Source organism: Oceanobacillus sp. FSL K6-0251, assembly GCF_038004725.1.
Classification (GTDB): domain Bacteria; phylum Bacillota; class Bacilli; order Bacillales; family Amphibacillaceae; genus Oceanobacillus; species Oceanobacillus oncorhynchi.
The window spans coordinates 3,707,621-3,733,812 of sequence record NZ_JBBORS010000001.1 but is presented as its reverse complement, the minus strand read 5'-3'; the positions used below and the strand labels follow the sequence as shown (position 1 = coordinate 3,733,812).

The following is a 26,192-nucleotide window of genomic DNA, read 5'->3' as shown; positions in this document are numbered from 1 at the left end:
CAGAATATGAAGGGAGATTACAAGAAAATGAAAACGGATTCATTGAAAAATATTAAATTACTAATAATCTTATTAATGCTAACCAGTACATTAGCTGCATGTGTACAGAAATCTTCCAATGATGGGGAAACAACAACAGAAGATGGCAAGCCTATTATCAATATCGGCCGTTCGACAGGCTCCAATCCTAAACTGCCTGAAGGGGATACTTTTGAAGATAATGCGTATACTCGTGTAGCTGAAGAAGTATTAGATATAGAGATTCGAAATGCATTCGAAGCAGAGGGAGAAGACTATAACAGGCAAGTAGCTTTGGCTATTTCTTCTGGAGATTTACCAGATATGATGATCGTTTCCAGAGAGGAGCTGAAAGATTTAGTCGATAATGATTTAATTGAAGATTTAAGCGATGTATATGAAGAAAATGCGAGTGATTATATTAAAGAAACCTATGCCACCTATGATAATCAGCCTTTAGAAGATGCGACCTTTGAGGACAGCCTTATGGCACTTCCGGGAACGGAGTCTCTGGCAGCACCGCAAATGGTTTGGATACGTGAGGATTGGTTAGAAGAATTAGATTTATCAATAGATGAAGATGGAGACAGCCTGATTACTTTGGACGAATTGGAAGAAGTTGCAAAATCTTTCATTGAAAATGATCCAGGTGATTCTGGCAATCCGGTTGGGGTACCTTTTGAAAATTATTTAAATGCAGGAGATTATGGATCATTTACGATGAATTCTATTGCTGCGGTTTATGAAGGACAGCCTAAAAAATATTTAATAGAAGAAGATGGCAGTATTTCTTATGGATCAACATCAGAAGGTACAAAACAAGCACTTGAATTAATGAATGACTGGTTTGAGGAAGGTATCATTGACCCGCAATTTGGAACGAGGTCATTTGATGACATTATGGCCTTGCTTACAAATGGGCAAACAGGTATCGCAACAGGCCCTTGGCACATACCGGACTGGGGGTTATCGAATATTAGAGAGATGGATAATGATGCAAGATTTACAGCTTATGCATTAGCGGATGATGAGGGCAAAGTAAATGTACCCGAACAAAAAACAACAGGCAGTAATTTTATCGTTGTCAGGAAAGGATATGAGCATCCAGAGAAAGCAGTCGAAATGTTGAACTTATTTTATGACGACATTGAAAATACAACAGAAGAGGATATGGAAAATACGTTCCCTGAGGTCGCAGAATATTTGGAACAAGGTGTCGATGATTCAACGAAACCATTTAACATCGTAGTTCTTCCAATGCAGACATATTTGGATGATTATCAAGATGTTCAAGCTGTTTTGAATGAAGAGATGGCTGTTGAAGAAATTACTAATCCTCAAGTTAGACAAAGTATAAATGGAATTGAAAATTATACGGAAAATCCTGAGGACGCACCAACTTCTAACTGGTCTAGCTATCATTCCCGTATTGTAGGGTGGGGGTTAATGAACAAGCTGACGGAAGAAGAACGATTTAATTGGGTAGAAGCAGCTTATGTGGTGAACACACCAACAATGGAACAAAAAGGAGCTAATCTAACAAAGTTAGAAGAAGAAGACTTTATTAAGATTATAACAGGAGCAGAGCCGGTTGATTATTTTGATACGTTTGTTGACAACTGGCATAATCAAGGCGGTAACGAAATCCTGGATGAAATAGAAGAAGAGCTGACTCAACAAGAATAGATAGTGAAGAGGGGTTGAGCAACAGCCCCTCTGTTACACATTAGGAAAGCATAAAATTTTAGCGCAGAAGTGATTCGACGTAGTAAAAATTTTTAGATACCAAGTATAAGCGCAACTAAGGCATTCGCCGAAAGGCTTGCACTCCAGAGCATAAGGGATTCTAAGAAAGCAAAATACGCTTTCAAGACTCCCTTTAACGAATACCAAGTTTTCTTTAAAGGAGGGAAAGAAGTTGGCAATAAATAATCAGGTTGCACCTGCACGTGATCGTAAGAAAGATGTGAAAAAGGCGAAATTAACCTACCACGCTATGCTAGCGCCAGGAATGATTTTTTTGCTTATATTTAGCTTTGCGCCAATGTTTGGAATCATCATGGCTTTTCAGGATTTTGTACCGGCAAAAGGTTTCTTTGGCTCAGAGTTTGTAGGACTGGAACATTTCAGTTATATGTTCAACCTTCCTGATATTGGAAAAGTGTTTCGGAATACAATTGTAATTGCATTAGGGAAAATTATTTTTGGTTCGCTGCTTGCAATTGCATTTGCGATTTTATTAAATGAAATTCGTGTGAAATTGCTTAAAAAATCTGTACAGACTATTGTTTATTTACCTCACTTTTTATCATGGGTAGTTTTGGCAACGGTTGTGGTCAATTTATTTAGTTTGGACGGAACGGTTAATCAAATTTTAGATTCGTTCGGTCTGGATAGAATTAATTTTCTTGGAAGTAATACCTGGTTTCAGCCCTTATTAATTGGTTCGGATGTCTGGAAAGAGTTTGGCTTTAACTCCGTGATTTATTTAGCTGCTATTGCTTCTATCGATCCAGGCTTGCATGAAGCTGCCAGTATGGATGGAGCAAATTGGTGGAAACGTGTTTGGCATATTACCTTACCGGGGATGCTGCCGATTATCCTGCTCTTAGCCATTTTAAGTCTCCCAAGTGTACTAGAAGGCGGCTTTGATCAAGTATATAACCTCTATTCTCCAATGGTTTATGAAACTGGGGATACGATTGATACTTATGTATATAGAGAAGGTTTGGTCGGACGTGATTACAGTTTTGGAGCAGCTGTAGGTTTGTTTAGATCTGTAATTGGTTTGATTCTAATACTGTCAGCTAATAATATAGCCAAAAAATTCACAGAAAGAAAATTATTCTAAGGGGGAGTATAAATGATACAAGGAAATAGTCTCTCCACGAAAATGGGAAAATTTATCATTTATCTTATCGTTATATTTTTGGGGTTAATATGTCTATTACCCTTGTGGAATATCGTTGCTATATCCTTCAGCAGCGGGGCAGCAGTGGCGGCTAACATAGTTGGACTTACGCCGGTCAATTTTTCAACAGGTGCTTACGAAATGATTATGGAGGATGCACAGTTCTGGAGATCATTCTTTATATCTGTACAGCGCGTGGTGCTTGCTTTAGTAATTAACTTGACATTAATTGTGTTAATGGCTTACCCATTATCCAAAACGAAACGTGAATTCAAGAGTAGAAATATCTATATGAACATCATTATTTTTGCCATGTTATTTAGCGGCGGATTAATTCCGACCTATATTATCATCAGGAACCTGAATTTATTAGATACCATTTGGGTTTTAGTCTTACCGGGGGCAGTACCAATTTTTAGCGTGATTTTAATTATGAATTTCTTTGTCGGTGTCCCAAAATCTTTGGAAGAAGCAGCTATTATTGATGGTGCCAGTCCACTGCAAATATTAACTAAAGTCTATATTCCGGTTTCTTTGCCGGCTCTAGCAACAGTGGCATTGTTTAGTATTGTAGGTAACTGGAATGATTTTATGACAGGACTTATTTATATGAGTCAAGTAAGTAACTATCCGATTATGACCTATATTCAGTCTCTTACCATTGATATTTCTGAGTTGGTGAGGTCTGGTACAAGTAGTGATGCGCTGCAGAATATTGCTGAAGTACAGAATCGGAATCTCAATGCAGCAAAAATAGTAGTTTCTACGATTCCTTTATTATTAATTTATCCTTTTCTTCAAAAATACTTTGTAACGGGTATTGTTGTGGGATCTGTTAAAGAATAGTGTCAACTGGGGAGGAATAAAACATGGGGAGTATCTTAGGGATAGACGGTCCTGTATATCATTTTTTATCTAGAGTAGTAGAATTGATTTTACTAAATATAGTGTTTATCCTTTTCAGTTTGCCGATTGTAACAATTGGTGCTTCTGTTACTGCTATGTTTTCAATTACGTTGAAAATGGTTAGGGGTGAAGAGGGTGGGCTAATCAACGGGTTTTGGCAGGCATTCAAAAATAATTTCAAACAAAGTACGCTTATTTGGGGGCTTTTAGCTTTATTCGGAATAATTCTAGCATTAAACTATTTCTTTTTACAATTTTATACTGGAAAATTTTCAACAATAATTTTAATGAGTTTAGTAATGTTCTCGGCCATTTTCTGTATATATCTTGTACTGATTTTTCCATATATTGCACGTTATAAGTGTACAATAAAAGAAGCTTGTATAAATGTAATAAAAATAAGTATAGCTAATATGTATTTTATTTTATTAATTATTGTCTTTATACTGGGACCCGGAGTGTTAATGCTCTTCTCACCATTATGGCTGGTAATAAAATTATATATGGATATTTTTATTGGTTTTTCTTTTATTGCTTATGTTAGCTCTTTTATGATTAGAAGAATATTTGAAAAGTATGAAACTTAACAGTAGATTTTTGGAGAATAGTATTGATAAAAGATAAATAAAATTCTAGCATATTAAACGAATCCTTTGATAAACTGTCAGACTTTAGCAGGAGAGTTCGCTGAATTTCTTAATAAGTTGACTTAGGCAACTTATTAAGAAATTCTATTCAAACATTGTATAGTGTCACTCCAAAGAGTGAGACATTTACTATTGCAATCAATATTAAGTGAATTAATAAATCTTTCTTTTGTGTCTAAAAATTAACTATTTATTTAAAGGATAAGCACTGTAACCAGCGGAGAAAAATCCTAGAGACTACCATGGGAAAAGAAGTGTTTTTCTGTAGCGGTTGCCGAAAGGTAAAATATTAAGTTCAACTTATATAAGTGAATAAAAAATCTCGATATTTATTGACAATTGAAAGCGATATCTTTATTATGTAATTAAATATTAAACGTTTAACTTTTTTATTTAGGAGAGGGTGTCTTTTGAACGTAACTTTGAAAGATGTAAGTAAACATTGCGGTTTATCAACAGCTACAGTATCGCATGTATTACATGGTACAAAATCTGTAAAGAAAGAAACGAAAGAGAAAGTGTTAAAATCTGTTGAAACATTAGGTTATATACCACATGCATCCGCTCGCCAGCTTAAATCTGGTTCTAGCCAATTAATTGGTGTTTTAACCATTGGTTATAATCCATTTTTTACAGATGTACTTAATGGAATACAGGTTCAAGCAGAAGCCTTAGGTTGGAAAATTATTGTAGGAAGTACAGGGGAAGACATAGAAGCACAACAGTCATTTCTTGATTCTCTGATGCAACAAAGAGCAGAAGGAATTATTATGGCACCAACAAAAGGATGGACAAAGGAAAAATTAAAACGCTATCTAAATAACACATCTATGGTTTTTTTGGATCGTAAAGTGCCTGGTCTGGAAGAATATACGTTAGCTACAAATAATGAACAAATTTCAGTTGAAGCAGTCAATCATCTAATCAACGAACATTCCTATAAAGAAATAGGTATTATTTATGCAAATACGGAAGTTTCCTCTATGGAAGATCGAAAACAGGGATATATGAAGGCAATGAAATCTGCTGGTTTCTCTGTAAAAGACAACTTTATAGCTTGTGGTGACGGAAGTATTGAAACTGGTCAGAAAGCAATGAAAAATTTATTGGACCAAAATCCTCGTATAGAAGCAGTTTACATTACGAATAACCAATTACTTTTAGGAGCATATAGAGAGCTGAAAAAAAGAGATAAAAAAATTCCTGATGACATTGCAGTTATAGGATTTGATATAGAACCATGGATGGAATTTTTACATCCGCAAATCACTATTATTGAGCAACCTGTTCAAAGAATAGGGGAGCAAGCAATACAAAAGTTATTAGATATAAAAAACGGAGAAAATAAAAAGACAGAGGAGTTAAAGAATAAATTGATTATTGGAGAGACATGCGGGTGTATTCAAAGTAAAATTTAAATAATAAGTTTGATAAACTTATTAATTTTTAACTCGAAAGTTAAACGTTTAACTTTTCGTGGAGGATGAAGAAAATGAAAAAAATCATTTGTTTTTCTAATATTATTCTACTTTTATTAATAGTAGGTTGTAGTAATAATGAGAATGCTTCTTCTGAAGAGGATATGCAGGAACCTGTAGACTATTCTGAGCCAGAAGGAACAATTGTATGGTCAAGCGGAGGCCTTTCCGGATTAGGGTTAAGACAAGAATTAATAGAAGGGTTTGAAGAACAATACCCAAACGTTAATGTTGAGTTGGAGGAAGCACCGTCTACTACAAATCAATCACAAACTTATTATACGACCACAATTGGAGGGCAAAACGAAACACCGGATATTTACAGCGGGGATTCCAATTGGCCAGCACAATTTGGGAATGCAAACATTGCAATGGATTTGTCAAATGTAATGCCAGAGGAATTTTGGAATCGTTTTCCAGAAACATTGATTGATTCTGTTACTTATGAAGGCGGAATCTATGGTGCTCCATTCTATGATAATATCGGCGTTCTTTATTATCGCGAGGATATTTTAGAAGAAGCGGGGTTGCCTGTTCCGAGCACATGGGAAGAATTGCAAGAAACCTCCATACAATTACAAGAAGAGGGATATGTGGACTACGGGTTCGTTTGGCAGGGAGCTTCTTATGAAGGGTTAACGACAAATTTCTTAGAATATTTACGTGCAGCAGGCGGGGATGTCTTAGATGAAGATGAGAATGTCGTGATTAACTCACCGGAAACAGAAAAAGCTTTATCCTTTGTAAAAGAGTTGTTTACGAGCGGTGCAACACCAAATGCAGTAGCTACTTTTCATGAAGATGAAGCAACGAATACGTTTAGTTCAGGATCAGCAGCTTTCTTACGTAATTGGATGAGTTACTATGGTCAATTACAGGATCCGGATACCTCTGCAATAAGTGAAAATGTAGGAATAGTACCGCTTCCTGCCTTTGAAGGCGGAGAAAGTAACACAACACAATCCGGATGGAATGTGTTTATCAACCCAAATACAGAGAACCTAGAAGCATCTTTAGCTTTTATGGATTATTTAACAGGTGAAGAAGCTCAAAGGCTGATGGTAGAAAAACATGATATGATTCCGACCAATATCAGTATTACGGAAGATCCTGAAATGATTCAGGAATATCCTATATTAGAAATTTATCAAGAAGCAGTTCCGACACCAAGGCCGAAATCTCCAAACTATAATGCTATTTCTGAAGGTATATATATGAATGTGAATGATATGTTTGTCAGAGATCGAGATGTTAAGGAAATACTGGAAGTTATGGAAGAACAAATAAAATCAGCAAATGAATCTGGATTATAACACAAGAAAAGAGGTTTAGGCATGTCAAATAGAACTAAAAATGTGAATCAACAACCCTTGCATCATAGACCATGGAAAAAAAACGTGCCCGGATATTTAATGGTACTTCCTGCTTTTCTGGTGCTTGCAGCGATTATGTTCTATCCAATTTTTTACACCATTCGTATGAGCTTAAGCAATGTAGATATCTCAAGCAGCGGGTATATATTCGATTTTATTGGGCTGCAGCATTACATTGATATCTTCACCAACCCGGTTTATTGGGATAGCATATGGTTTACATTCTATTTTGCTTTTGTCACGGTTGCTGTTGAAATTGTGCTAGGACTGTTAATTGCGCTAGCGATTAATAAAGTGAAGCGTTTATTAAATGTATCTCTGGTTGTTATGTTAATCCCATGGGCGTTAATCACTGTCGTATCCGGTCAGATGTGGTCATACATCTACAATGCTGTCTATGGCGTATTAAACTATGTTTTGGAAACACTACATCTGATTGACAGCCCAATTGCTTGGCTGGCGACTCCCGATACAGCTGTTATCAGCATGATGATTGCAGAAATATGGAAGACCACCCCATTTGTTGTCATTATATTATTAGCAGGATTACAAATGGTTCCAAAGGATCAATATGAAGCTGCCTCCATGGATGGAGCAAATGTTTGGCAACAATTTTGGAAGATTACGTTGCCAGCTATTAAAGGTAGTATTGCAGTTTCTATTATTTTTCGCTTATTACAAGCTTTTGGGGTATTTGATTTACCGTTTGTATTAACAGGTGGCGGACCGGGTAACGCTACCCAACCAGTTGCAATGTTAGCACAAAAATCATTGTTTCAGAATTTGAATTTTGGTCTAGGTTCAGCGATTTCTGTAAGCGTTGTATTTTTCATTATTATGTTGTCAATTACATTTTATCCGCTGATTCGCTCTGTTGTGAAAGGAGAGTCTTAACCTATGCGACGATTATCCACTGCTGGCCGTTATGCCGTTTTGATTAGTTTTTTGGCTATTATTATAGCCCCATTCTATTGGATAGTTATTACGTCTTTAAAACCGGCATCTGAATTGGGGGATTATCCGCCCAGTTTAATTCCGGAAACATGGACACTAGATCATTATCGGGAAGCATTAGTTGATTTTGGTTTTTTAGAAAATTTATTCAACAGTATGATTGTATCTGTATCTGCAACAATTATTGTACTAATATTTTCAAGTATGGCAGCCTTTGCTATAGCAAAACTGCCATTACCGAATAAATATCCAATGATGGTTGGACTGTTGATTTTATCGATGTTTCCTCCAGTTACCGTTGCGCCGGCCGTCTATATTATGCTGAATAATTTAGGTTTGTTGAACACATATACTGGACTGGTAATCCCTTATATAGCTTTTAATTTGCCATTCGCAGTTTGGTTGTTACGAAATTATTTTGTACAGATTCCGACTTCGTTGCTAGAAAGCGCAAGAGTTGATGGAGCAAATGTATTTACTATTTTTTACAAAATATACCTTCCCTTAATTAAGCCTGGGTTATTTACAGCAGCGATTTTCACTTATATTGCAACATGGATTGAATTCTTCCTGGCATTAATTATAAATTCAGATCCGTCAATGCGGACGGTTTCGGTTGGTATTGCACTATTCAGTGGTCCATATTCCATTCCATACGGCACCATATTTGCCGGTTCAATCATTGCAATGCTACCAATTGTTATATTAACAGTTATATTCAGAAAAGGAATTATTTCCGGTCTAACCGGAGGAGCAATAAAAGGATAAATTATAATATAGAAAGGGAGTTTTGAAATGTTTACACTAGAAGGAATTGAAAAGTTAAAAAAGAATAAAAGCAGGTCTATTAATCCAGAGAATCCTACTGGAGCAGCCGGAGAAGGTGGTAAAGAAGGAAGTGAGTTAGGACCAAGCAGAAAAGGGAGCCCGATGATCCAAATAAAGAGTGGGGAAACCTTGACATTGGCAGAAATAGAGGGGCCGGGAACTATTCGTCATATTTGGATGACAGTGACAGATGCAACCATACACGGAAGCTTTGTACTAAGAGATCTTGTATTGCGGATGTATTGGGATAATGAAGAAACACCATCTGTTGAAACTCCATTGGGAGACTTCTTCTGTAATGGCTTTGGAACACGATGTGATATTAATTCTATGCCTATCGTAGTTAATCCATCCGGAGCAATGAATTGTTATTTTCCAATGCCATTTAGGAAAAAAGCACGTATCGAAATAACAAATGAACACGAGGGAGATATTGATGCTTTCTTCTACACTATTAATTATACCGTAGAAGACGAAATAGACGATGATACAGCATATTTTCATGCACAATGGCGTCGAGAAAAATATACGAAGGAAGCAAAAGATTATACGGTAGTCAGGAATATTGAAGGAAAGGGGCATTATGTTGGAACCTATCTTGCTTTAACTGCACTGGAGCGTTATTGGTGGGGCGAAGGAGAATTTAAATTCTATATTGATGATGATGAAAAATATCCGACTATTTGCGGCACAGGTACCGAAGATTATTTTGGCGGAGCTTGGGCTTTTCATAAAAAACATAAAGATGGAGTTATTCGATCATCCACTTATAATACACCGTTTTTAGGTTATGCTTTTCAATCTACGGAGGATCATACAAGGGATAATTTTCCAACTAAAGATAGTATTCCGACGCATGGATTCGGAAGAGATGCGTTGCCAATGCATGGACTGTATCGTTGGCATTTACCGGATCCAATACGTTTTGATGAAAAATTGACAGTGACGCTTCAACAAATAGGTAATGATGATATTAAATTGTTTGAACGTGCAGATGATATTTCATCAGTTGCATATTGGTATCAAACAATGCCGCATCAGCCGTTTCCTAAATTCCCAGAAACAAAAGAGAGACGACCAAGATAAGATACAGGGATAAAAAGAGAAACTTCTTAGCACAAAACAAGGAAGTTTCTCTTTATTGAGAGTTTTCTAATCTAATCTCTCACGGCATAACTGAAATTATTTTGATAAGAGATTTGATAATTGCCATTAAAATAGAACTTCAGCATAGTTCATTAAATAACTTTTTTTAAAAGTAACTATTAATTTTTGACTTCCTGGGCTGCAATACTTAAAGGTACTATTGCTATAAGCCAACAAAGGGGTATAGAGTTATAAGTAATTCAGATATAGCTGTTTAAAGGTATAAATTCTATTTAGCTTTGGATGGTTCACTGGAATTTTTAATTTACTGACTTGCTTATTCAACCATTAAGATTCAAACATTTTCTCACGATATTCCCTTGGAGAAACAAGATGAAATTTCTTGAAAACACGGTGAAAATACGAATAAGAGCCAAAGCCGCAGTTTTGGGCAATATTTTCTAATGTCATTGTTGTATATTTCATCTGATTGATTGCGGTAGAAATCCGAATCGATTGTGCATATTCCACCATTGTTTGTCCAATATATTCCTTGAAAAGGTGAACACATCTTGACACACTCATATTACAATAATTTGCAATATCATTTATTTTGAAGTCTTGTTTGGTTGCATTTTCTTCAATATAGCGCATCATCTTTGTAACAATATAAGGTCTGTTAATGTCTGTTGATTTTTTATCCAATGAGCGTTCTAGAGAAACACAAAGTGCACTTAGCAAGTAGTGAGTTAATTTACTATTCTTTTCTTTTTCCGGTCTTCTTTCTTCAATAAAGAGGGATTGCCATAAATTTAAGACGGTGTGATCCATCGTAATTTTGGAAAGTACTGGCCTGTGGCGAAAAAGCTGGTCAACTTCTTCGCCTTCACAATATAAGCAATAGTCACCGCTTTGTTGGCCTTCTGCTACATGCAGTTCATAGGTTTCCCCGGGTTTGACAATTAATAAATCGCCTTTTTCAATATGATGTGTTTCATTGTTTACTTTAATTTTCGCTTTACCTTCGATCTGTAATCGAAACAGATATGAGGCATAACGAGATTTATGCATCGTGTGAAATAATTGGTTATGATAGGAATAACCGCAAAAGCTGACTCTCATATTTTTCTCCTTTTATAATTAAATAGTTCATGTTTTCATTATATCATTTATGTTAAATTGATAGAATATCCTTTATGATAATAATTAGATTATCTGTAAATGAAAGCGATTATATCCTTGTGATCTGTTTTTCTCTCTATTGGATTTATTAATCGTTACTTTACGCAAATAAGACAACTAGGAGGTACAGGAATGAATATAACTGTATGGAATGAAAATCGTCACGAAAAAACAAATGAAACCGTTGCATCCATTTACCCAAAAGGTATCCATGGCGCAATCGCCGGCTTTTTAACAGAAGCAGGGCATGACGTAACAACAGCGACATTAGACGAACCGGAGCATGGATTAACAGAAGAAGTGCTGAATAACACAGAAGTCCTGGTTTGGTGGGGGCATATGGCGCATGGGGAAGTACAGGATGACATTGTGGAACGCGTAAAACAGCGTGTATTAGAAGGAATGGGATTAATTGTTCTTCACTCCGGCCATTTCTCTAAAATCTTTAAATCACTGATGGGGACAGGCTGTGATTTAAAATGGCGTGAATCGGATGATACAGAGCGTGTATGGAATGTAGATCCATCTCATCCCATTGCCAAAGGAATTGGCGAATATTTTGAAATTGAAAAAGAAGAAATGTATGGAGAGCATTTTGATATTCCTGCTCCAGATGAATTGGTTTTTGTCAGTTGGTTTACCGGCGGAGAGGTCTTCCGCAGCGGAGCAACATTTAAACGCGGTAGAGGGAAGATATTCTATTTCCGTCCTGGCCATGAAACCTATCCGACGTATCATCAGGCTGAGGTCCAGCAAGTAATCAAAAATGCAGTAGAATGGGCTAAGAATCAAGATACTCCAAAGCATACGTATGGCAATTATCAGCCGATTGAAAAATAAATCAAGATAGAGAGAGGAAGCGGTAAAATGAGTTTGAAAATAGCGGTTATCGGATGCGGAAGTATAGCAAAGCATCGCCATCTGCCGGAATATGCAGTAAATAAACATGTGGAAATCACGGCAGTGTGCGATATCGTCGGGGAACGGGCAGAAGAAGCAGCGGTTAAATATGAAGCAAAGGCATATACAGATTATAAGGAACTGTTGAAACAAGATGACATTGATGCTGTCAGCGTTTGTCTGCCAAATTACTTACATGCACCTGTCAGTGTGGATGCACTGAATGCCGGAAAGCATGTGCTTTGTGAAAAGCCGATGGCAACCTCTGCAGAAGAGGCAGATCAGATGATTGAAGCGGCACAGCAAAGTGGAAAGAAATTAATGATCGGACATAATCAGCGTTTTGTCAACTCGCATCAAAAAGCCAGAGAACTGATTGCATCTGGAGCGGTTGGCAAGGTTTACAGCTTCCGTACCACATTTGGACATGGCGGACCAGAAGGATGGAGTGCAGATGGCAAAGATAGCTGGTTCTTTAAAAAAGACGAAGCATTTATTGGGGCAATGGGAGATTTAGGCGTGCATAAAGCTGATTTAGTCCGTTATTTATTACAGGATGAATTTGTAGAAGTTGGTGCGTTCGTGGAAACCAGTGCGAAAGAAAATGCAGATGTAGATGATAACGCGACGCTGATACTTAAATCAGAAAAAGGCACGATTGGGACATTAGCTGCCAGCTGGGCTTATACAGCGAAAGAAGATAATTCCACCATTATTTACGGAGAGAAAGCTACATTACGTTTAGAAGATGACCCGACGTACTCTTTAGTTGTTCAATATACGAATGGCGAAACAGTAAAATACGAGCTGGGCGCCATTCAGTCCAATGATGAAGGCGGCCAGACAACGACACATGTCATTGATCATTTTATTGATTCCATTCAAAATGATACAACACCTTTGATCGACGGTGAAGAAGGAAAGAAATCGCTCGCTATTATTTTAGCAGCATTAGAATCCGTTGAAACAAAAAGAATCTATTCCTTGGAGAAGTGACAAATCATGAAGCGTTTGAAAATGGGACTGATTGGAGCAGGGGGAATAGCGGAAAACCGCCATATCCCTGTTTATCAGTCATTAAGTGATAAAGTAGAAATAACAGGTGTACAGGATGTTAACTTGGTCCGCGCGAAGGAAGTAGCGGAAAAATATGCGATTCCTCATGTATATGAAAATTATTTGGACATGTTCAAGCACGTAGATGCGGTGACCATCTGCACACCAAATAAATTTCATGAATCAATAGCAGTTGCTGCCTTAAATCAAGGGGTTCATGTTTTATGTGAGAAACCAATGGCAATGAATGCAGATGAAGGAAAGCGCATGCTGGAAGCGGCAGAAGCAAATAATAAACTATTAATGGTTGGATATCATTATCGTTTTGTAGATTCTGTGATGCTGGCAAAAGAGTCGATGCCGGAAGTGGGAGCACCTATTGTTACGCGCGTGCAAGCCATGCGGCAAAGAAAGGTCCCAGGCTGGGGTGTATTTATAAACAAACAGCTTCAAGGCGGAGGAAGCTTGATTGACTGGGGATGCCATTTACTTGATACAGCCCTTTGGCTTGTTTCCCCTTCGAAACCAATAGAGGTCAATGCTCAAACCTATCAGTGTTTAAGTAAGCAGCCAGATCAGGTTAACGACTGGGGAAGCTATGATCATGAAGCGATTGACGTCGATGACCATGTGAGTGCCTACATCCGTTTTGATGATGGAAGCACCCTGCTATTTGAATGCTCCTGGGCCGCAAATATCAAAGCGGATAAAACACATATCTCGATATCCGGCGAAAATGGAGGGGTAAATGTCTTTCCTTATGAATTCTATCAGCCGAAGTATCATAGAATGGTGGAGACACATGCCGATACGAAGGAAGATCAACAGGAAGCGGCCCTTTTACAGGCACAGAATTTTGTCGATGCCTGCTTGGGGAAAGATACATTGAAAAGCAGTCCAGAGGATGCGCTGCAGGTAACGAAGGTCATTGATGCCATTTATGAAAGCAGTGAACAGGGAAAAAGTATCTCGATTAATTAAAGGGAGGCTGAGAAAAATGAAATTAGGTGTATTTACGGTTTTATTTGCAGATAAAAAGCTGGAAGACATGCTTGATTATGTGAAAGGTGCTGGACTGGATACGGTAGAAATAGGGACAGGCGGTAATCCCGGTACAGCGCATTGTCAAATCGATGAATTATTGGAAAGCAGTGAGAAGCGAAAAGAATTTAAAGATAAGATTGAATCACGCGGATTAACCATCAGCGCATTCAGCTGTCATGATAATCCTGTTTCTCCAAATAAAGCTCAGGCAAAAGCCAGCCATGATACATTCATCAAAACGGTGCGTTTGGCAGAGATGCTGGATGTTCCGGTTGTTAATACATTTTCAGGTACACCGGGCTCCCATGAAGATTCGAAATATCCTAATTGGCCGGTAACCCCTTGGCCGACGGAATACGCCGATATCTTAAAATGGCAATGGGAAGAAAAATTGATTCCGTATTGGAAAGAGCAGGGACAATTTGCAGAAGACCATGGTGTCAAAGTAGGATTGGAGCTGCATGCCGGTTTTCTCGTCCATACACCGCATACGATGCTAAAACTGCGGGAAGCAACAAATAATGCCATTGGGGCGAACCTGGATCCGAGTCATTTATGGTGGCAGGGAATTGATCCGGTAGCAGCAATCAAGATTCTTGGAAAAGCTGGTGCCATTCATCATTTCCATGCTAAGGATACGTATATTGACCAGGATAATGTGAATATATACGGGCTGACTGATATGCAGCCTTATGGAGAAGTGCAGACACGTGCCTGGACTTTTCGTTCCGTAGGGTATGGCCATAGTATTCAGGAATGGTCGAATATTGTGAGTGCGCTTCGGACATATGGCTATGATTATGTGATTAGTATAGAGCATGAAGATCCGATTATGTCGGTTGAAGAAGGTTTTCAAGCTGCAGTGAAGAACTTAAAACAGGTGAATATCGTGGAGCCTCCAGCTTCTATGTGGTGGGCTTAAGACAAAAACACTGAGAATATAACTAGCTAAAAATAGAAAAAAAGGAATTTCGCATGTTATGTGAAATTCCTTTTTTATATCTTATAAAAATAATATGCCTTCTGCGGTCTATTGTCATTAATGCAAATCCTAATACATTTCCATTTTCATTACAGATATCTTTCAGTTACTTTTACTCTATATAATTTCGTAATGAAAAAAATTTAAGCCCTTATTTTTACTATTTATTTTAAATAACACCCGGTGAAAGAAATTAAAAAATATATTCTATCATTAGATAATACTAATTTTGTAATTTTAAAATAAGGAAATCATTAGCTGGCACTTCTATGCGTAAACTATTATTTTCAATTGGCATTTTCTTTTGATTCCATAGATTAAAAACGTGATTAGTAGAAGTACAGTCAAGTGATACCTCAGTCGGTTGATTCGCAGGGTTTATAAAAAAGTGAATAGAGCTGTCTTCAACCGTTCGGATAAAATGAAAATAATAGTCATCTTTTTTTGGCTGAATAATAGATAGCTTCCCTTGTGTAAATGCTTTTTCAGTAAAGCGCAGTTGAATAAATTGTTTAATAAAGTTTTTTAGAGAGGTATTTTGATTCTCCTCATCCCATACCATGCATTTTCTGCATTCGGGATCTTCTCCTCCAGTCATACCAATTTCATCGCCATAATACACACAAGGTGTGCCAGGGAAAGAGAATAACAGAGCATACAATAGACGAACCTTTTTAACATCCTCGCCGCATTCTGTCAAAACTCTAGGAGTATCATGACTGTCGAGCAAGTTAAAGGCCACTTCATTACTGTTTTCCATATAAGAAGCATAAGATTTGGATAATCGGTCAGCAAATTGTTTAGTGTCAATCTTTTCTTTGGCAATATAATCTAAACCTGCCAAGGTAAACGGATAGTTCATGACTGCATCAAACTGGTCTCCTTCCAACCATGGGAGTGCATCATGCCATATTTCTCCAAGAATATATAAGTCAGGTTTAATTGATTTAACTTTCTTGCGGAATGCTTTCCAGAAGGAATGATCTACTTCATTTGCTACATCCAGACGCCAGCCGTCAATATCAAATTCTTCAATCCAGTATGCGGCAACATCTAAAAAGTAAGAACGGACTTCCGGGTTCTCTGTGTTTAGTTTTGGCATCGTTTCAACATATCCGAATGTATCATAGTTAGGTGGATAGACATCCTTTACCGGGAATTCATGCAGATGAAACCAATCTTTGTATTTCGATTTCTCCTGATTTTCCAGCACATCCTGAAAAGGACCAAAGTACAGACCGCTATGATTAAAAACAGCATCCAGCATCACACGTATTCCTCTTTGATGACATTCATCCACAAGCTTTTTAAACGTTTCTTTGTCTCCGAATTGCGGATCAATTTCCATATAGTCAATGGTATCGTATTTGTGGTTGGAATATGCTTTAAAAATAGGAGTCAGATAGATCCCGTTTATTCCCAAATCAGTTAAGTAATCCAAATTGTTAATGATACCTTCAAAATCCCCGCCAAAAAAGTTGTCTAAGGCAGGTGCTTCACTAGCCCAGGGCAAAACCTTCTCCGGATCATTTTTCTTATTTCCATTTGCAAACCGGTCCGGGAAAATTTGATACCACACTGTCTCTTTCACCCAATCAGGTGTTTTAAAAATATCAATTGGATTGATGAATGGAAAACAAAAATAGTAGGATATATCGTCAGTTTCTATATTTGGATAAAACCCTTTTTCTGTATAAATTAATGTATTCTTCCCATCGCTTATTTCAAAACCATATCTTAAGCGTCTCGTAGGCACATCAAGTTCAATGAACCAGTAATCAAATAAGTCATCTGAAGCGGAAATAGACATCGGCTTTTTCTTATAAGTCCATTTTTTCTTCTTCCAATCATAGGGATCACCGTAAATCAAGCTTACTTTGTTTGCATCTTTTTTCTTCGTCTTCAGCCGAATATGCAATATTTTCTCTTTGTAAGCGTAAGCAAAATTCCCTTTCGGTCTATGATATATGGCTTCTTTTAACATGGAACTCCTCCTTAAAAATAAACAACCCCTGCTTTCTGGTTAAGAAAACAGGGGTTGTTGTTATGACAAAGCATTGCCCTTAAATTTTTAGTGAAACATGAAGTAGTTAAATCTATTATTGGCAAAAAGTCTGTCATAAGTCAAGAGGAAAATATAATAGAAATTTTTCTTTTGGAAAAAATGACTATTTTTCTAACACTTCTCCATTCAACAAAAAAATATTTTTTGAAACCCCTTGCAAAAAAATAAATAATAGATTAGTATTAACTCTAGAATATTTGTGCAAACGTTTGCGCAAATGTGGAATAAAAAAAGGAGTTGGGAATATGAGAGGGAAAGTTCGTTTCTTTGCATTAGTTTCTTTTTTGTTTGTTCTAATTTTAGGAGCATGTGCACCTGACAGAGAAGAACCTGGAGAAGAAAGTGCTGGCGGAGAAGAAGAAAAACCAGAAGAACTAGTGATTTGGATGAATGATCAAGATGAGCAAATGGAAGCCATTAATGAGATTGTAGAGAGGTACGAAGAGCAGGAAGGCATATCAGTTAGGGTAGAAGGACAACCAATGGTTGAGCAATTACAGCAGTTATCATTAGCTGGACCTGAAGGGAATGGGCCAGATTTGTTCTATCAACCGCATGACCAAATTGGAAATATTGTTGCGCAAGGACTAGCAGAACCTCTTGATGTTACCGATGATGAATTAAATAGATATGTAGATGCAGCAGTAGACGCTGTAACTTATACTTATGATGATGAAACAGATATATATGGATTACCTGCAGTTATTGAAACATATGGTATTTTTTATAATACAAGTATAGTGGGTGAAGCTCCAGAAACAATGGAAGATGTGTTAGACATTCTTGAAGAACATACGGATGCTTCTAATGACGAATACGGATTTTTGATGAGACCAAATGATTTCTATTTTGCTTATCCATTCTTAGTAAACTATGGCGGTTATATCTTTGGGGGAGAAGCTGGTGACTATGATGTGACAGATGTAGGTTTAGCAAATGATGGTGCAATTGAAGGCGGAGAATTTTATCAAGAATTTTTTGGATCTGGGAAAATCCCCGCAGGTACAAATGCAGATGTAATTGACGGATTGTTTACGGAAGGGAAAATAGGTGCAGTTATAAATGGACCATGGAGTATTCCAGTTTATGAAAACGCTTTAGGTGATGATTTAGGATTTGCTCCTTTTCCACAAATAAATAATGAGCCAAGCGCCACATTTGTAGGTGTTAAATCTTGGATGGTTTCATATTATTCAGATAATAAGGATTGGGCTCAAGATTTAGCAATGTTTATTACAAATGAAGAGAACCAACAAACTTATTATGATATTGCAGGAGAGTTACCTCCGAATGAAGAGGCTTTAAATAATATCGAAGATCCGATGTATGCAGACTTTGCTGAACAAATCGAGTTTGGCGTCCCAATGCCGAGTTCCCCAGAAATGGCTCAAGTGTGGGAACCGATGCAAAATGCATTACAATTCCTGGCTGAAGGGCAAGATGCCCAAGAAGTGTTAGAAGAAGCTGTAGATCAGATTAATAATAATATACAATCTGCAGGCGGAGGAGAATAATTAAAAGAGGAGATAAGCTCCTCTTTTTAATTTAAACAAACTGCATGTAAAAGAGGTTTTATTATGTACATTAACTTAAAGTTGAAGGAGGGGGAAGGTTGACTACTCCAGAAAAAAAGCCAAAAAAGAATTTTCAAAAACATAACCCTGCTATTGCTACTATACTTTCCATATTATTTGCAGGGTTAGGTCAGTTATATAACCGCAGATACATTAAAGGAGCTATCTTTATTGTTATCGAAGGAGCATTTCTATTTGCATTTTTAGAGGCGATAAATTACGGCCTTTGGGGTTTACGTACATTAGGTACTATCCCAGGGGTTGACCATTCCATTCGATTACTGGTATTAGGAGTATTGTCTTTAATTGTTACAGTGATAGCAATTACACTTTATGTGTTTAATGTGCTCGATGCCAGAAAACAAGCCCAAAAAATAAAAAGGGGATGGGTACCATTAAGTTTTAAACAAGTTATTAAAGAAGTTTATGACTATTCGTTCCCTTATATTATTACTTTTCCAGGTTTATTCTTAATGATTTTTGTTGTTATTTTTCCTTTATTGTTTTCTCTGTTATTAGCATTCACAAATTATGATTTATACCATTCCCCGCCACGGAACTTAGTAGACTGGGTCGGTTTGGATAACTTCAAAAACTTATTTACTGTTCCAATTTGGCAAGAAACCTTTTTCAGTGTATTTGTCTGGACCATTGTCTGGACGGTAGTTGCTACAACGTTACAGATTGCTTTAGGTTTCTTTCTAGCAGTATTGGTAAATGATGAAAGACTAAAATTTAAAAAATTAATTAGGACAATTTTAATTTTGCCATGGGCTGTTCCAGCGTTTGTGACCATTCTTGTATTTGCTGCGATGTTTAATGATGATTTTGGAGCGATTAACCGAGATATTATTATTCCTTTATTTGGCGGGGATGGGGTGGCTTGGCTGAGTGACCCGCTCTATAGTCGGGTAGCTATTATTATGGTACAAACATGGCTCGGGTTTCCATTTATTTTTGCACTATTTACAGGGATACTACAAAGTATTTCAAAAGATTGGTACGAAGCAGCAGATATTGATGGGGCTTCACGGATTCAAAAATTCAAAAATATTACGTTTCCTCATGTTATGTTTGCAACTGCGCCATTATTGATCATGCAATATGCTCAAAACTTTAATAATTTTAACGTCATTTATTTATTTAATGAAGGCGGTCCTGCTGTACGAGGACAGAATGCTGGTGGAACGGATATTCTGATATCTTGGGTATATAAATTAACTTTTGATACAAATAATTACTCAATGGCAGCTGTTATTTCAATTATTATGGGATTGATTGTATCGGGATTTGCTTTTTACCAATTCCGTAGAACAAGATCCTTTAAAGAAGAAGGTGACATTTAATGAATTCAAAATTAAAATCGAAGCTAGAATTAACTGCTATTTATCTCATATTGGCAGTTGTTGCCGTTGTTATTTTTTATCCGCTTCTTTGGACAATTGGTATGTCACTGAATCAGGGTACAAGTCTGTATTCTTCTAGTATTATTCCAGATAATTTTTCATTGGAACATTATCAATGGCTATTCAGTCCGGAAAGTGATTATCTATTATGGTATAAAAATTCGTTAATTGTTGCTTTTGCCAACGCTATTGGAAGTGTTGTTTTGACAGCATTTGTTGCTTATGCTTTTTCAAGGTTTAAATTTGTAGGACGTAAAAATGGGCTATACATCTTTTTGCTTTTACAAATGTTCCCTGTAATGATGGCGATGGTAGCACTATACATTTTCTTAAATATGATTGGATTATTAGATTCTTTAACAGGGTTAATTTTAATTTATTTAGGAGGACAAATACCATTTAATGCCTGGCTTGTAAAAGGGTATTTTGATACGATTCCAAAGGAATTGGATGAAGCCGCTAAAATCGATGGAGCAGGACCTATTAGGATTTTTTGGAGTATTCTTTTACCACTAGCAAAACCAATTCTAGCAGTGGTTGCTTTATTTAATTTTATGGCTCCATTATTTGATTTCTTACTTCCTTCTATTGTGTTATCCAGTGAAGAGAATTATACATTAGCTGTAGGGTTGTATAATTTTATTAATGATCAGTTTGCTAATAATTTTACTAGATTTGCAGCAGGTTCTGTATTAATTGCTGTACCAATTGCAACAATTTATTTGTTCTTGCAACGATTCTTAATTTCTGGTTTGGCTTCAGGCGGTACAAAAGGCTAGGGTATAGGTTAAAATATAAGAAAGGATATTATATATAATGTTTTAATCTAAATTTGTATAAACCAGCTAATTAGAGGGTGATAAAAATTGTTACTATTAAGGATATAGCAAAGGCTACCGGATGTTCTCCATCCACCGTATCAAGAGTGATTGCAAATAATTCGAGGATTAGCGAGAAGACAAAGCAAAAAGTTAGAAAAGCAATGCAAGATTTAGGTTATCATCCTAACCTAACCGCAAGAAATTTAGTTGTACAGTCTACAAAGACAATTGGTGTCATTATGCCTTCCTCCGCAGATAAATCTCTGCAAAATCCATTTTTTGCAGAGGTTTTAAGAGGAATAGGTTCTTACTTTCATCAAGAACAATTTTCAATACTTTTATCAACTGGCCAAACAGAGCAAGAAAAGTTTAAAGAAGTTGAAAGAATGGTTTTAGGGAAGTATGTGGACGGAATAATTTTACTTTATTCCCGTTTAAATGATCCAATTATAGATTTCTTAAAAGAGAAAGATTTTCCGTTTGTTATAGTAGGAAAACCTTTAGAGTATAAAAATGAAATTGTTCATGTAGATAACGACAACATAAAAGCAGGAAAAGATATTACCGCGTATTTAATAGAAAATGGGCACAGACGTATTTCCTTTATTGGAGGAGCAGCTGATCTTGTTGTAACTATTGATCGGCAAAAGGGTTATGAAATGGCTTTGAAGGAAGCTGCGATTCCTGTACTAAAAGAATATGCGCTTCATACAGAATTTTTAAAGTCTGGCGGCAGAGAAGCTGTGGAACAAATTTTAAAACTTGAAGTTAAGCCGGATGCAATAGTTGTAAGTGATGACTTAATTAGTGTTGGTGTTATTAGCATGTTAGAGGAATATGGACTTAAAGTTCCTGAAGATATATCGTTGGCTAGTTTCAATAATATTTATTTTTCAGAGATTATAAAACCAGCGTTGACAACTGTTGATATTCAAATTTATCAGCTAGGTGTAGAGTCAGCAAAAGCAATTATTAAGATGTGCATGAATCAGAAGCTAACTAGAAAAAGGATTATAATTCCACACGATATTGTTTACCGTGAATCTGTTCGTTTAAAAAAGTGAAAAAATATAAATTTTAATTTTAATAGAACTTTTCATTTCTTTGTAAATATGCTTTATATTGTTATTATAACGATTTGAACAGATGAAAAGTGTTTATTTTGAGTGTGAAAACCAGTTTAAAAAATAAATGAAATTATCTTTTAATATATCTGATTAAATTTATGGACAAAATATCAAATAAAATAGTATCAAATAGAACCTATACTATTTTATTCATGTCTTAATTGAATATTAATTAGTATTGCCAATTAAATAGGTGTCGCTATATATAGTATTTGGCTGTTTTTCCGATTAATAACGATTATGATAAGTGTAATCGTTATTTTTTTGATGAGTTTGATTTTTCTGTTTTATAGAGTCTTTTTATATGTTTATTAATGTTATTATAACACTATAGACTTATTTTAGTTTAAGCGAATAACCTACACAGCGATCGAAGAAAGGAAGTCGAAAAATGAATAAAAAATGGTGGAAAGAAGCAACAGCGTATCAAATTTACCCAAGAAGCTTTATGGATTCTAATGGAGATGGAATCGGCGATATTCAAGGCATTATCTCTAAATTAGATTATTTAAAGGACTTAGGGATCGATGTTATCTGGGTAAGCCCTGTCTATCAATCTCCTAATGATGATAATGGCTATGATATCAGCAATTATCAAGCGATTGCCAAAGAGTTTGGGACAATGGCGGACTTTGACGAGCTTCTTGAAAAAACACATCAAAAAGGCATGCGTCTGATTATGGATTTAGTGATTAATCATACCTCTGACGAACATCCTTGGTTTATCGAGTCGAGGTCATCGAAGAATAATCCATACCGCGATTATTATATTTGGCATCCAGAAAAAAAGAATGGAGAAGAACCAAATAACTGGGAATCTATTTTTGGAGGCTCAGCCTGGAAATATGATGAGCAGACAAAAGAATACTTTATGCATATCTTTTCTAAAAAACAGCCCGATTTAAATTGGGAAAATGAAGCAGTCCGGAATGATTTATACAAAATGGTCAACTGGTGGCTGGATAAAGGAATTGACGGCTTTCGTGTGGATGCAATCTCGCATATTAAAAAGAAACCCAGCTTTCCAGATATGCCGAACCCGAAAAAGAAAAAATACGTTCCTTCCTTTAAAGGACATATGAATCAGGAGGGCATCCATGAATTCCTTCAGGAGTTTAAAAAAGCAACGCTGGATCACTATGACATTATGACTGTTGGGGAAGCTAACGGCGTGAAACTTTCACAGGCAGATGACTGGGTTGGTGAAAAGCATGGGGTATTTGATATGATTTTCCAATTTGACCATCTCAATCTTTGGGGACGTGAAACAGGGGAAGGGCTTGATTTAGAAGAACTGAAGGATGTGTTTACCACATGGCAGAAGGGTCTGGAGAAAGTCGGTTGGAATGCATTATTTTTAGAAAATCATGATCAGCCGCGTTCTGTTTCCAGCTGGGGAGACCCGGAAAAGTATCATGCAGCTTCGGCAAAAGCTTTCGCTGTACTATATTTTATGATGCAGGGAACGCCATTTATTTATCAGGGACAGGAAATTGGAATGACGAATGCGCCATTTGAATCAATCGAGGAATATGATGCCGTTGATTCAAAGAATTTTTATAAGGAGCAGCTGGAAAAAGGCGTTCCGAAAGAGCAAATATTGGCTGCATTAGCTAAGACAAGCCGAGACCATTCCCGTACACCAATGCAGTGGAACAATGAAGCAAATGGCGGTTTTACAACAGGAGCACCGTGGATGAAAGTAAACCCAAATTATACAGCTATCAATGTAGAGGAACAGCAAGACCATGCCGATTCAATTTTGAATTTTTATAAACGGCTGATTGCATTACGGAAACAAGAGCAGGGACTCATCTATGGAAATTATAATCTAATGATAGCGGAACATCCGGATATATATGCATATACGCGAACATATCAAGAAGATAAGTGGATTATTTTGGTGAATGTCTTTGGGAAAGCAACGGAATATGAATTACCGGAGAAATTAAAGGATAAAAACTTAAAATTGCTAATCAACAATTACGAAGAGGCAGCGCTGGGAAAACTCAAACCTTATCAAGCTGTCATCTATCAAGTAGACTAAAGAAAAACAGGTTTGTGCTGATTTGCACAGCCTGTTTTTCTTTAGATTAATCAATCATTTGTAAAATACTTGTCGATTCATGCGAAATTTACCTTCCAAGGGACTTCATAATTTATGAATTTTACCGATATTAAAAGTAGGTACAATGGAAAACGGGAGGATACATATGGATAAATCATCAGTCATAGGATTAATATTAGGACTAATTGCTATCGGCGTAGGGATGGTATTAAAAGGAGCAGACTTAGCTGCATTGCTTGAGCCGGCAGCATTTCTTATCATCCTGTTAGGGACAGTTGCAGCAGTTACGATTGCCTTCCCGGGAAGTGCGCTGAAGAAAGTCCCGGCATTATTTAAGAAATTATTTTTTGAAGAGAAACAAACTGATTCAAAAGAGCTTATTGTCTTATTCATGGATTGGGCAGATCAAACGCGTAAAGAAGGGCTTCTTTCTTTAGAGAACCAAGTAAATGAAGTAGATGACCCCTTTCTTTCGTCTGGTTTGCAATTAGCCATTGATGGACAATCACCGGATTTTATCAAAGATGTCATGATTGAAAAGATAGAAGCGATGGAGCAGCGGCATGAAGAAGGTGCTGCTATATTTTCACAAGCTGGTACATATGCTCCGACACTGGGAGTACTTGGTGCAGTAATCGGATTGATTGCAGCACTCGCTGATATGTCTGACATTGACGCATTGGGACATGCCATTTCAGCAGCCTTTGTGGCGACCTTGCTGGGGATTTTCACAGGTTATGTTTTATGGCACCCATTCGCTAATAAATTGCGTGAAAAATCGAAGCGGGAAGTACTGCAAAAAGAATTAATTGTGGAAGGCGTCTTGTCTATTACAACAGGCGATTCCCGTTTAATTGTGCAGGAAAAATTAGGATCTTTACTTTCTTCCAAAGAGCTGGCAGAACTGCAGAAGAGGGATAGCGATGGCTAGAAGAAAAAGAAAGAAAAAACAATCACATGTAGATGAATCTTGGCTGCTTCCTTATTCTGATTTATTAACCTTATTAGTAGCCTTATTTATAGTTTTATTTGCTTCCAGTGATGTCAATGTGGAAAGATATTTCCAGCTTGCTAATGTCTTTCGTGATGAATTATCATCCGGATCAGGGACAGGACTGTTAGATTACGAGTCGGAACCAATTCCGCCCAGTATGAAAGAAGGTCGGGACGAAGGAGATTATATGGAAGAGGGCACAGATGATGAAGAAGGAAGCGAAGAGGAGACAGCTGACGAAGCTGATATAGAAGGAGAACAGGAGCTTCTCAGGCTTAGACAGGTCGAGGAAGAAATTAATATATATATTGAAGAAGCAGGTCTTACTGAAGAATTTGGAACAACTTTAACAGGAGAAGGGCTGCTGGTGACCATGCGCAATGATATTCTGTTTGATTCTGGAAGTGCAGTGGTCAAACAAGAAGGAATACAGGTTGCAGAAGATGTTTCTCAAATCCTGCATACAGAGCCTCCGCATCAGGTCGTTATCAGCGGCCATGCCGATGATGTTCCAATTCATAACGCAGATTTTGAATCAAATTGGGAATTGAGCGTGACACGGGCAATGAATTTTATGCAGATTTTGATGCAAAATGATGATCTTGATCCGACACTGTTTAGCGTGAAGGGGTATGGAGAATTTGAACCGGCTTTTCCTAATGATACAGAAGAAGACAGAGCAAGGAACAGACGTGTAGAAGTTCTGGTTTTACCTAATTATGAGATCAATGTTCCGGATGAAACAAATGAAGATTAGAATAGAGGGGAAATC

The 26,192-nt window shown here is 36.9% G+C and carries 22 protein-coding genes; 20 read left to right on the top strand and 2 right to left on the bottom strand.

Annotated elements, in window-relative coordinates; all coding sequences use genetic code 11:
• Positions 1-27: 27 nt before the first annotated feature.
• The 9 genes from MKY45_RS18620 (at position 28) to MKY45_RS18580 (ending at position 10,201) form a co-directional block, all read left to right on the top strand.
• Positions 28-1,704, top strand: a complete 1,677-nt coding sequence (locus MKY45_RS18620) for an extracellular solute-binding protein (RefSeq protein WP_332094402.1) — start codon at positions 28-30, stop codon at positions 1,702-1,704.
• A 310-nt stretch (positions 1,705-2,014) separates the two neighbouring features.
• Positions 2,015-2,869 (top strand): ABC transporter permease, encoded by an 855-nt coding sequence (locus tag MKY45_RS18615; protein WP_084613013.1) that lies wholly within the window; start codon positions 2,015-2,017, stop codon positions 2,867-2,869.
• A 12-nt stretch (positions 2,870-2,881) separates the two neighbouring features.
• Positions 2,882-3,775 carry a carbohydrate ABC transporter permease gene (locus MKY45_RS18610; RefSeq protein WP_332094401.1) on the top strand — a complete coding sequence of 298 codons (894 nt, stop codon included), beginning with the start codon at positions 2,882-2,884 and terminating at the stop codon, positions 3,773-3,775.
• A gap of 23 nt (positions 3,776-3,798) precedes the next feature.
• On the top strand, positions 3,799-4,422 hold the full coding sequence (locus tag MKY45_RS18605) for a YesL family protein (RefSeq protein ID WP_042530117.1): 624 nt from the start codon (positions 3,799-3,801) through the stop codon (positions 4,420-4,422).
• Positions 4,423-4,892: 470 nt separating this feature from the next.
• Positions 4,893-5,900: a substrate-binding domain-containing protein gene (locus MKY45_RS18600; protein WP_042530119.1), complete on the top strand. Its 1,008-nt coding sequence runs from the start codon at positions 4,893-4,895 to the stop codon at positions 5,898-5,900.
• Positions 5,901-5,974: 74 nt separating this feature from the next.
• Complete coding sequence (locus tag MKY45_RS18595; RefSeq protein WP_332094400.1) at positions 5,975-7,273, top strand: ABC transporter substrate-binding protein; 1,299 nt, start codon at positions 5,975-5,977, stop codon at positions 7,271-7,273.
• Between the two features lie 21 nt (positions 7,274-7,294).
• Positions 7,295-8,227 (top strand): carbohydrate ABC transporter permease, encoded by a 933-nt coding sequence (locus MKY45_RS18590; RefSeq protein WP_332094399.1) that lies wholly within the window; start codon positions 7,295-7,297, stop codon positions 8,225-8,227.
• Between the two features lie 3 nt (positions 8,228-8,230).
• Positions 8,231-9,055, top strand: a complete 825-nt coding sequence (locus tag MKY45_RS18585; RefSeq protein ID WP_042530121.1) for a carbohydrate ABC transporter permease — start codon at positions 8,231-8,233, stop codon at positions 9,053-9,055.
• 27 nt (positions 9,056-9,082) lie between these two features.
• On the top strand, positions 9,083-10,201 hold the full coding sequence (locus tag MKY45_RS18580) for a glycoside hydrolase family 172 protein (RefSeq protein ID WP_332094398.1): 1,119 nt from the start codon (positions 9,083-9,085) through the stop codon (positions 10,199-10,201).
• Between the two features lie 348 nt (positions 10,202-10,549).
• Here MKY45_RS18580 and MKY45_RS18575 read toward each other — a convergent pair whose 3' ends face one another.
• Positions 10,550-11,323 carry an AraC family transcriptional regulator gene (locus MKY45_RS18575; RefSeq protein WP_042530125.1) on the bottom strand — a complete coding sequence of 258 codons (774 nt, stop codon included), beginning with the start codon at positions 11,321-11,323 and terminating at the stop codon, positions 10,550-10,552.
• A 192-nt stretch (positions 11,324-11,515) separates the two neighbouring features.
• Between MKY45_RS18575 and MKY45_RS18570 the strand changes: the two genes are divergently transcribed.
• Genes MKY45_RS18570 through MKY45_RS18555 form a run of 4 tightly spaced genes read left to right on the top strand, consistent with a single transcriptional unit; the run spans position 11,516 to position 15,305 of the window.
• Complete coding sequence (locus tag MKY45_RS18570) at positions 11,516-12,223, top strand: ThuA domain-containing protein (RefSeq protein ID WP_042530128.1); 708 nt, start codon at positions 11,516-11,518, stop codon at positions 12,221-12,223.
• A 27-nt stretch (positions 12,224-12,250) separates the two neighbouring features.
• A complete protein-coding gene (locus tag MKY45_RS18565; protein ID WP_256704993.1) occupies positions 12,251-13,279 on the top strand; it encodes a Gfo/Idh/MocA family protein in 1,029 nt (342 codons plus the stop codon).
• Positions 13,280-13,285: 6 nt separating this feature from the next.
• Complete coding sequence (locus MKY45_RS18560) at positions 13,286-14,320, top strand: Gfo/Idh/MocA family protein (RefSeq protein WP_042530131.1); 1,035 nt, start codon at positions 13,286-13,288, stop codon at positions 14,318-14,320.
• A gap of 16 nt (positions 14,321-14,336) precedes the next feature.
• Positions 14,337-15,305 (top strand): sugar phosphate isomerase/epimerase family protein, encoded by a 969-nt coding sequence (locus MKY45_RS18555; protein ID WP_332094397.1) that lies wholly within the window; start codon positions 14,337-14,339, stop codon positions 15,303-15,305.
• 283 nt (positions 15,306-15,588) lie between these two features.
• On the opposite strand, the gene MKY45_RS18550 is transcribed toward MKY45_RS18555, so the two are convergent.
• Entirely contained in the window at positions 15,589-17,349 is a 1,761-nt protein-coding gene (locus tag MKY45_RS18550; protein WP_332094396.1) for a glycoside hydrolase family 13 protein, read from the bottom strand.
• Between the two features lie 326 nt (positions 17,350-17,675).
• Between MKY45_RS18550 and MKY45_RS18545 the strand changes: the two genes are divergently transcribed.
• The 7 genes from MKY45_RS18545 to motB all read left to right on the top strand — a co-directional run bounded on the left by MKY45_RS18545 (position 17,676) and on the right by motB (position 26,177).
• On the top strand, positions 17,676-18,944 hold the full coding sequence (locus MKY45_RS18545; protein WP_256704991.1) for a sugar ABC transporter substrate-binding protein: 1,269 nt from the start codon (positions 17,676-17,678) through the stop codon (positions 18,942-18,944).
• Positions 18,945-19,042: 98 nt separating this feature from the next.
• Positions 19,043-20,350, top strand: coding sequence for a sugar ABC transporter permease (locus tag MKY45_RS18540; protein WP_042530140.1), 1,308 nt, complete (start codon positions 19,043-19,045; stop codon positions 20,348-20,350).
• Entirely contained in the window at positions 20,350-21,189 is an 840-nt protein-coding gene (locus tag MKY45_RS18535) for a sugar ABC transporter permease (RefSeq protein WP_193064268.1), read from the top strand. The genes MKY45_RS18540 and MKY45_RS18535 overlap by 1 nt, the downstream gene beginning before the upstream one ends.
• An 86-nt stretch (positions 21,190-21,275) precedes the next feature.
• Positions 21,276-22,295, top strand: a complete 1,020-nt coding sequence (locus MKY45_RS18530; RefSeq protein ID WP_042535782.1) for a LacI family DNA-binding transcriptional regulator — start codon at positions 21,276-21,278, stop codon at positions 22,293-22,295.
• Positions 22,296-22,749: 454 nt separating this feature from the next.
• Positions 22,750-24,405, top strand: a complete 1,656-nt coding sequence (locus MKY45_RS18525; RefSeq protein WP_332094394.1) for a glycoside hydrolase family 13 protein — start codon at positions 22,750-22,752, stop codon at positions 24,403-24,405.
• A gap of 166 nt (positions 24,406-24,571) precedes the next feature.
• Complete coding sequence (gene motA / locus MKY45_RS18520) at positions 24,572-25,357, top strand: flagellar motor stator protein MotA (protein ID WP_042530145.1); 786 nt, start codon at positions 24,572-24,574, stop codon at positions 25,355-25,357.
• Positions 25,350-26,177 (top strand): flagellar motor protein MotB, encoded by an 828-nt coding sequence (gene motB / locus MKY45_RS18515; RefSeq protein WP_042530147.1) that lies wholly within the window; start codon positions 25,350-25,352, stop codon positions 26,175-26,177. Before motA ends, motB begins: the two co-directional genes overlap by 8 nt.
• Positions 26,178-26,192: the final 15 nt, after the last annotated feature.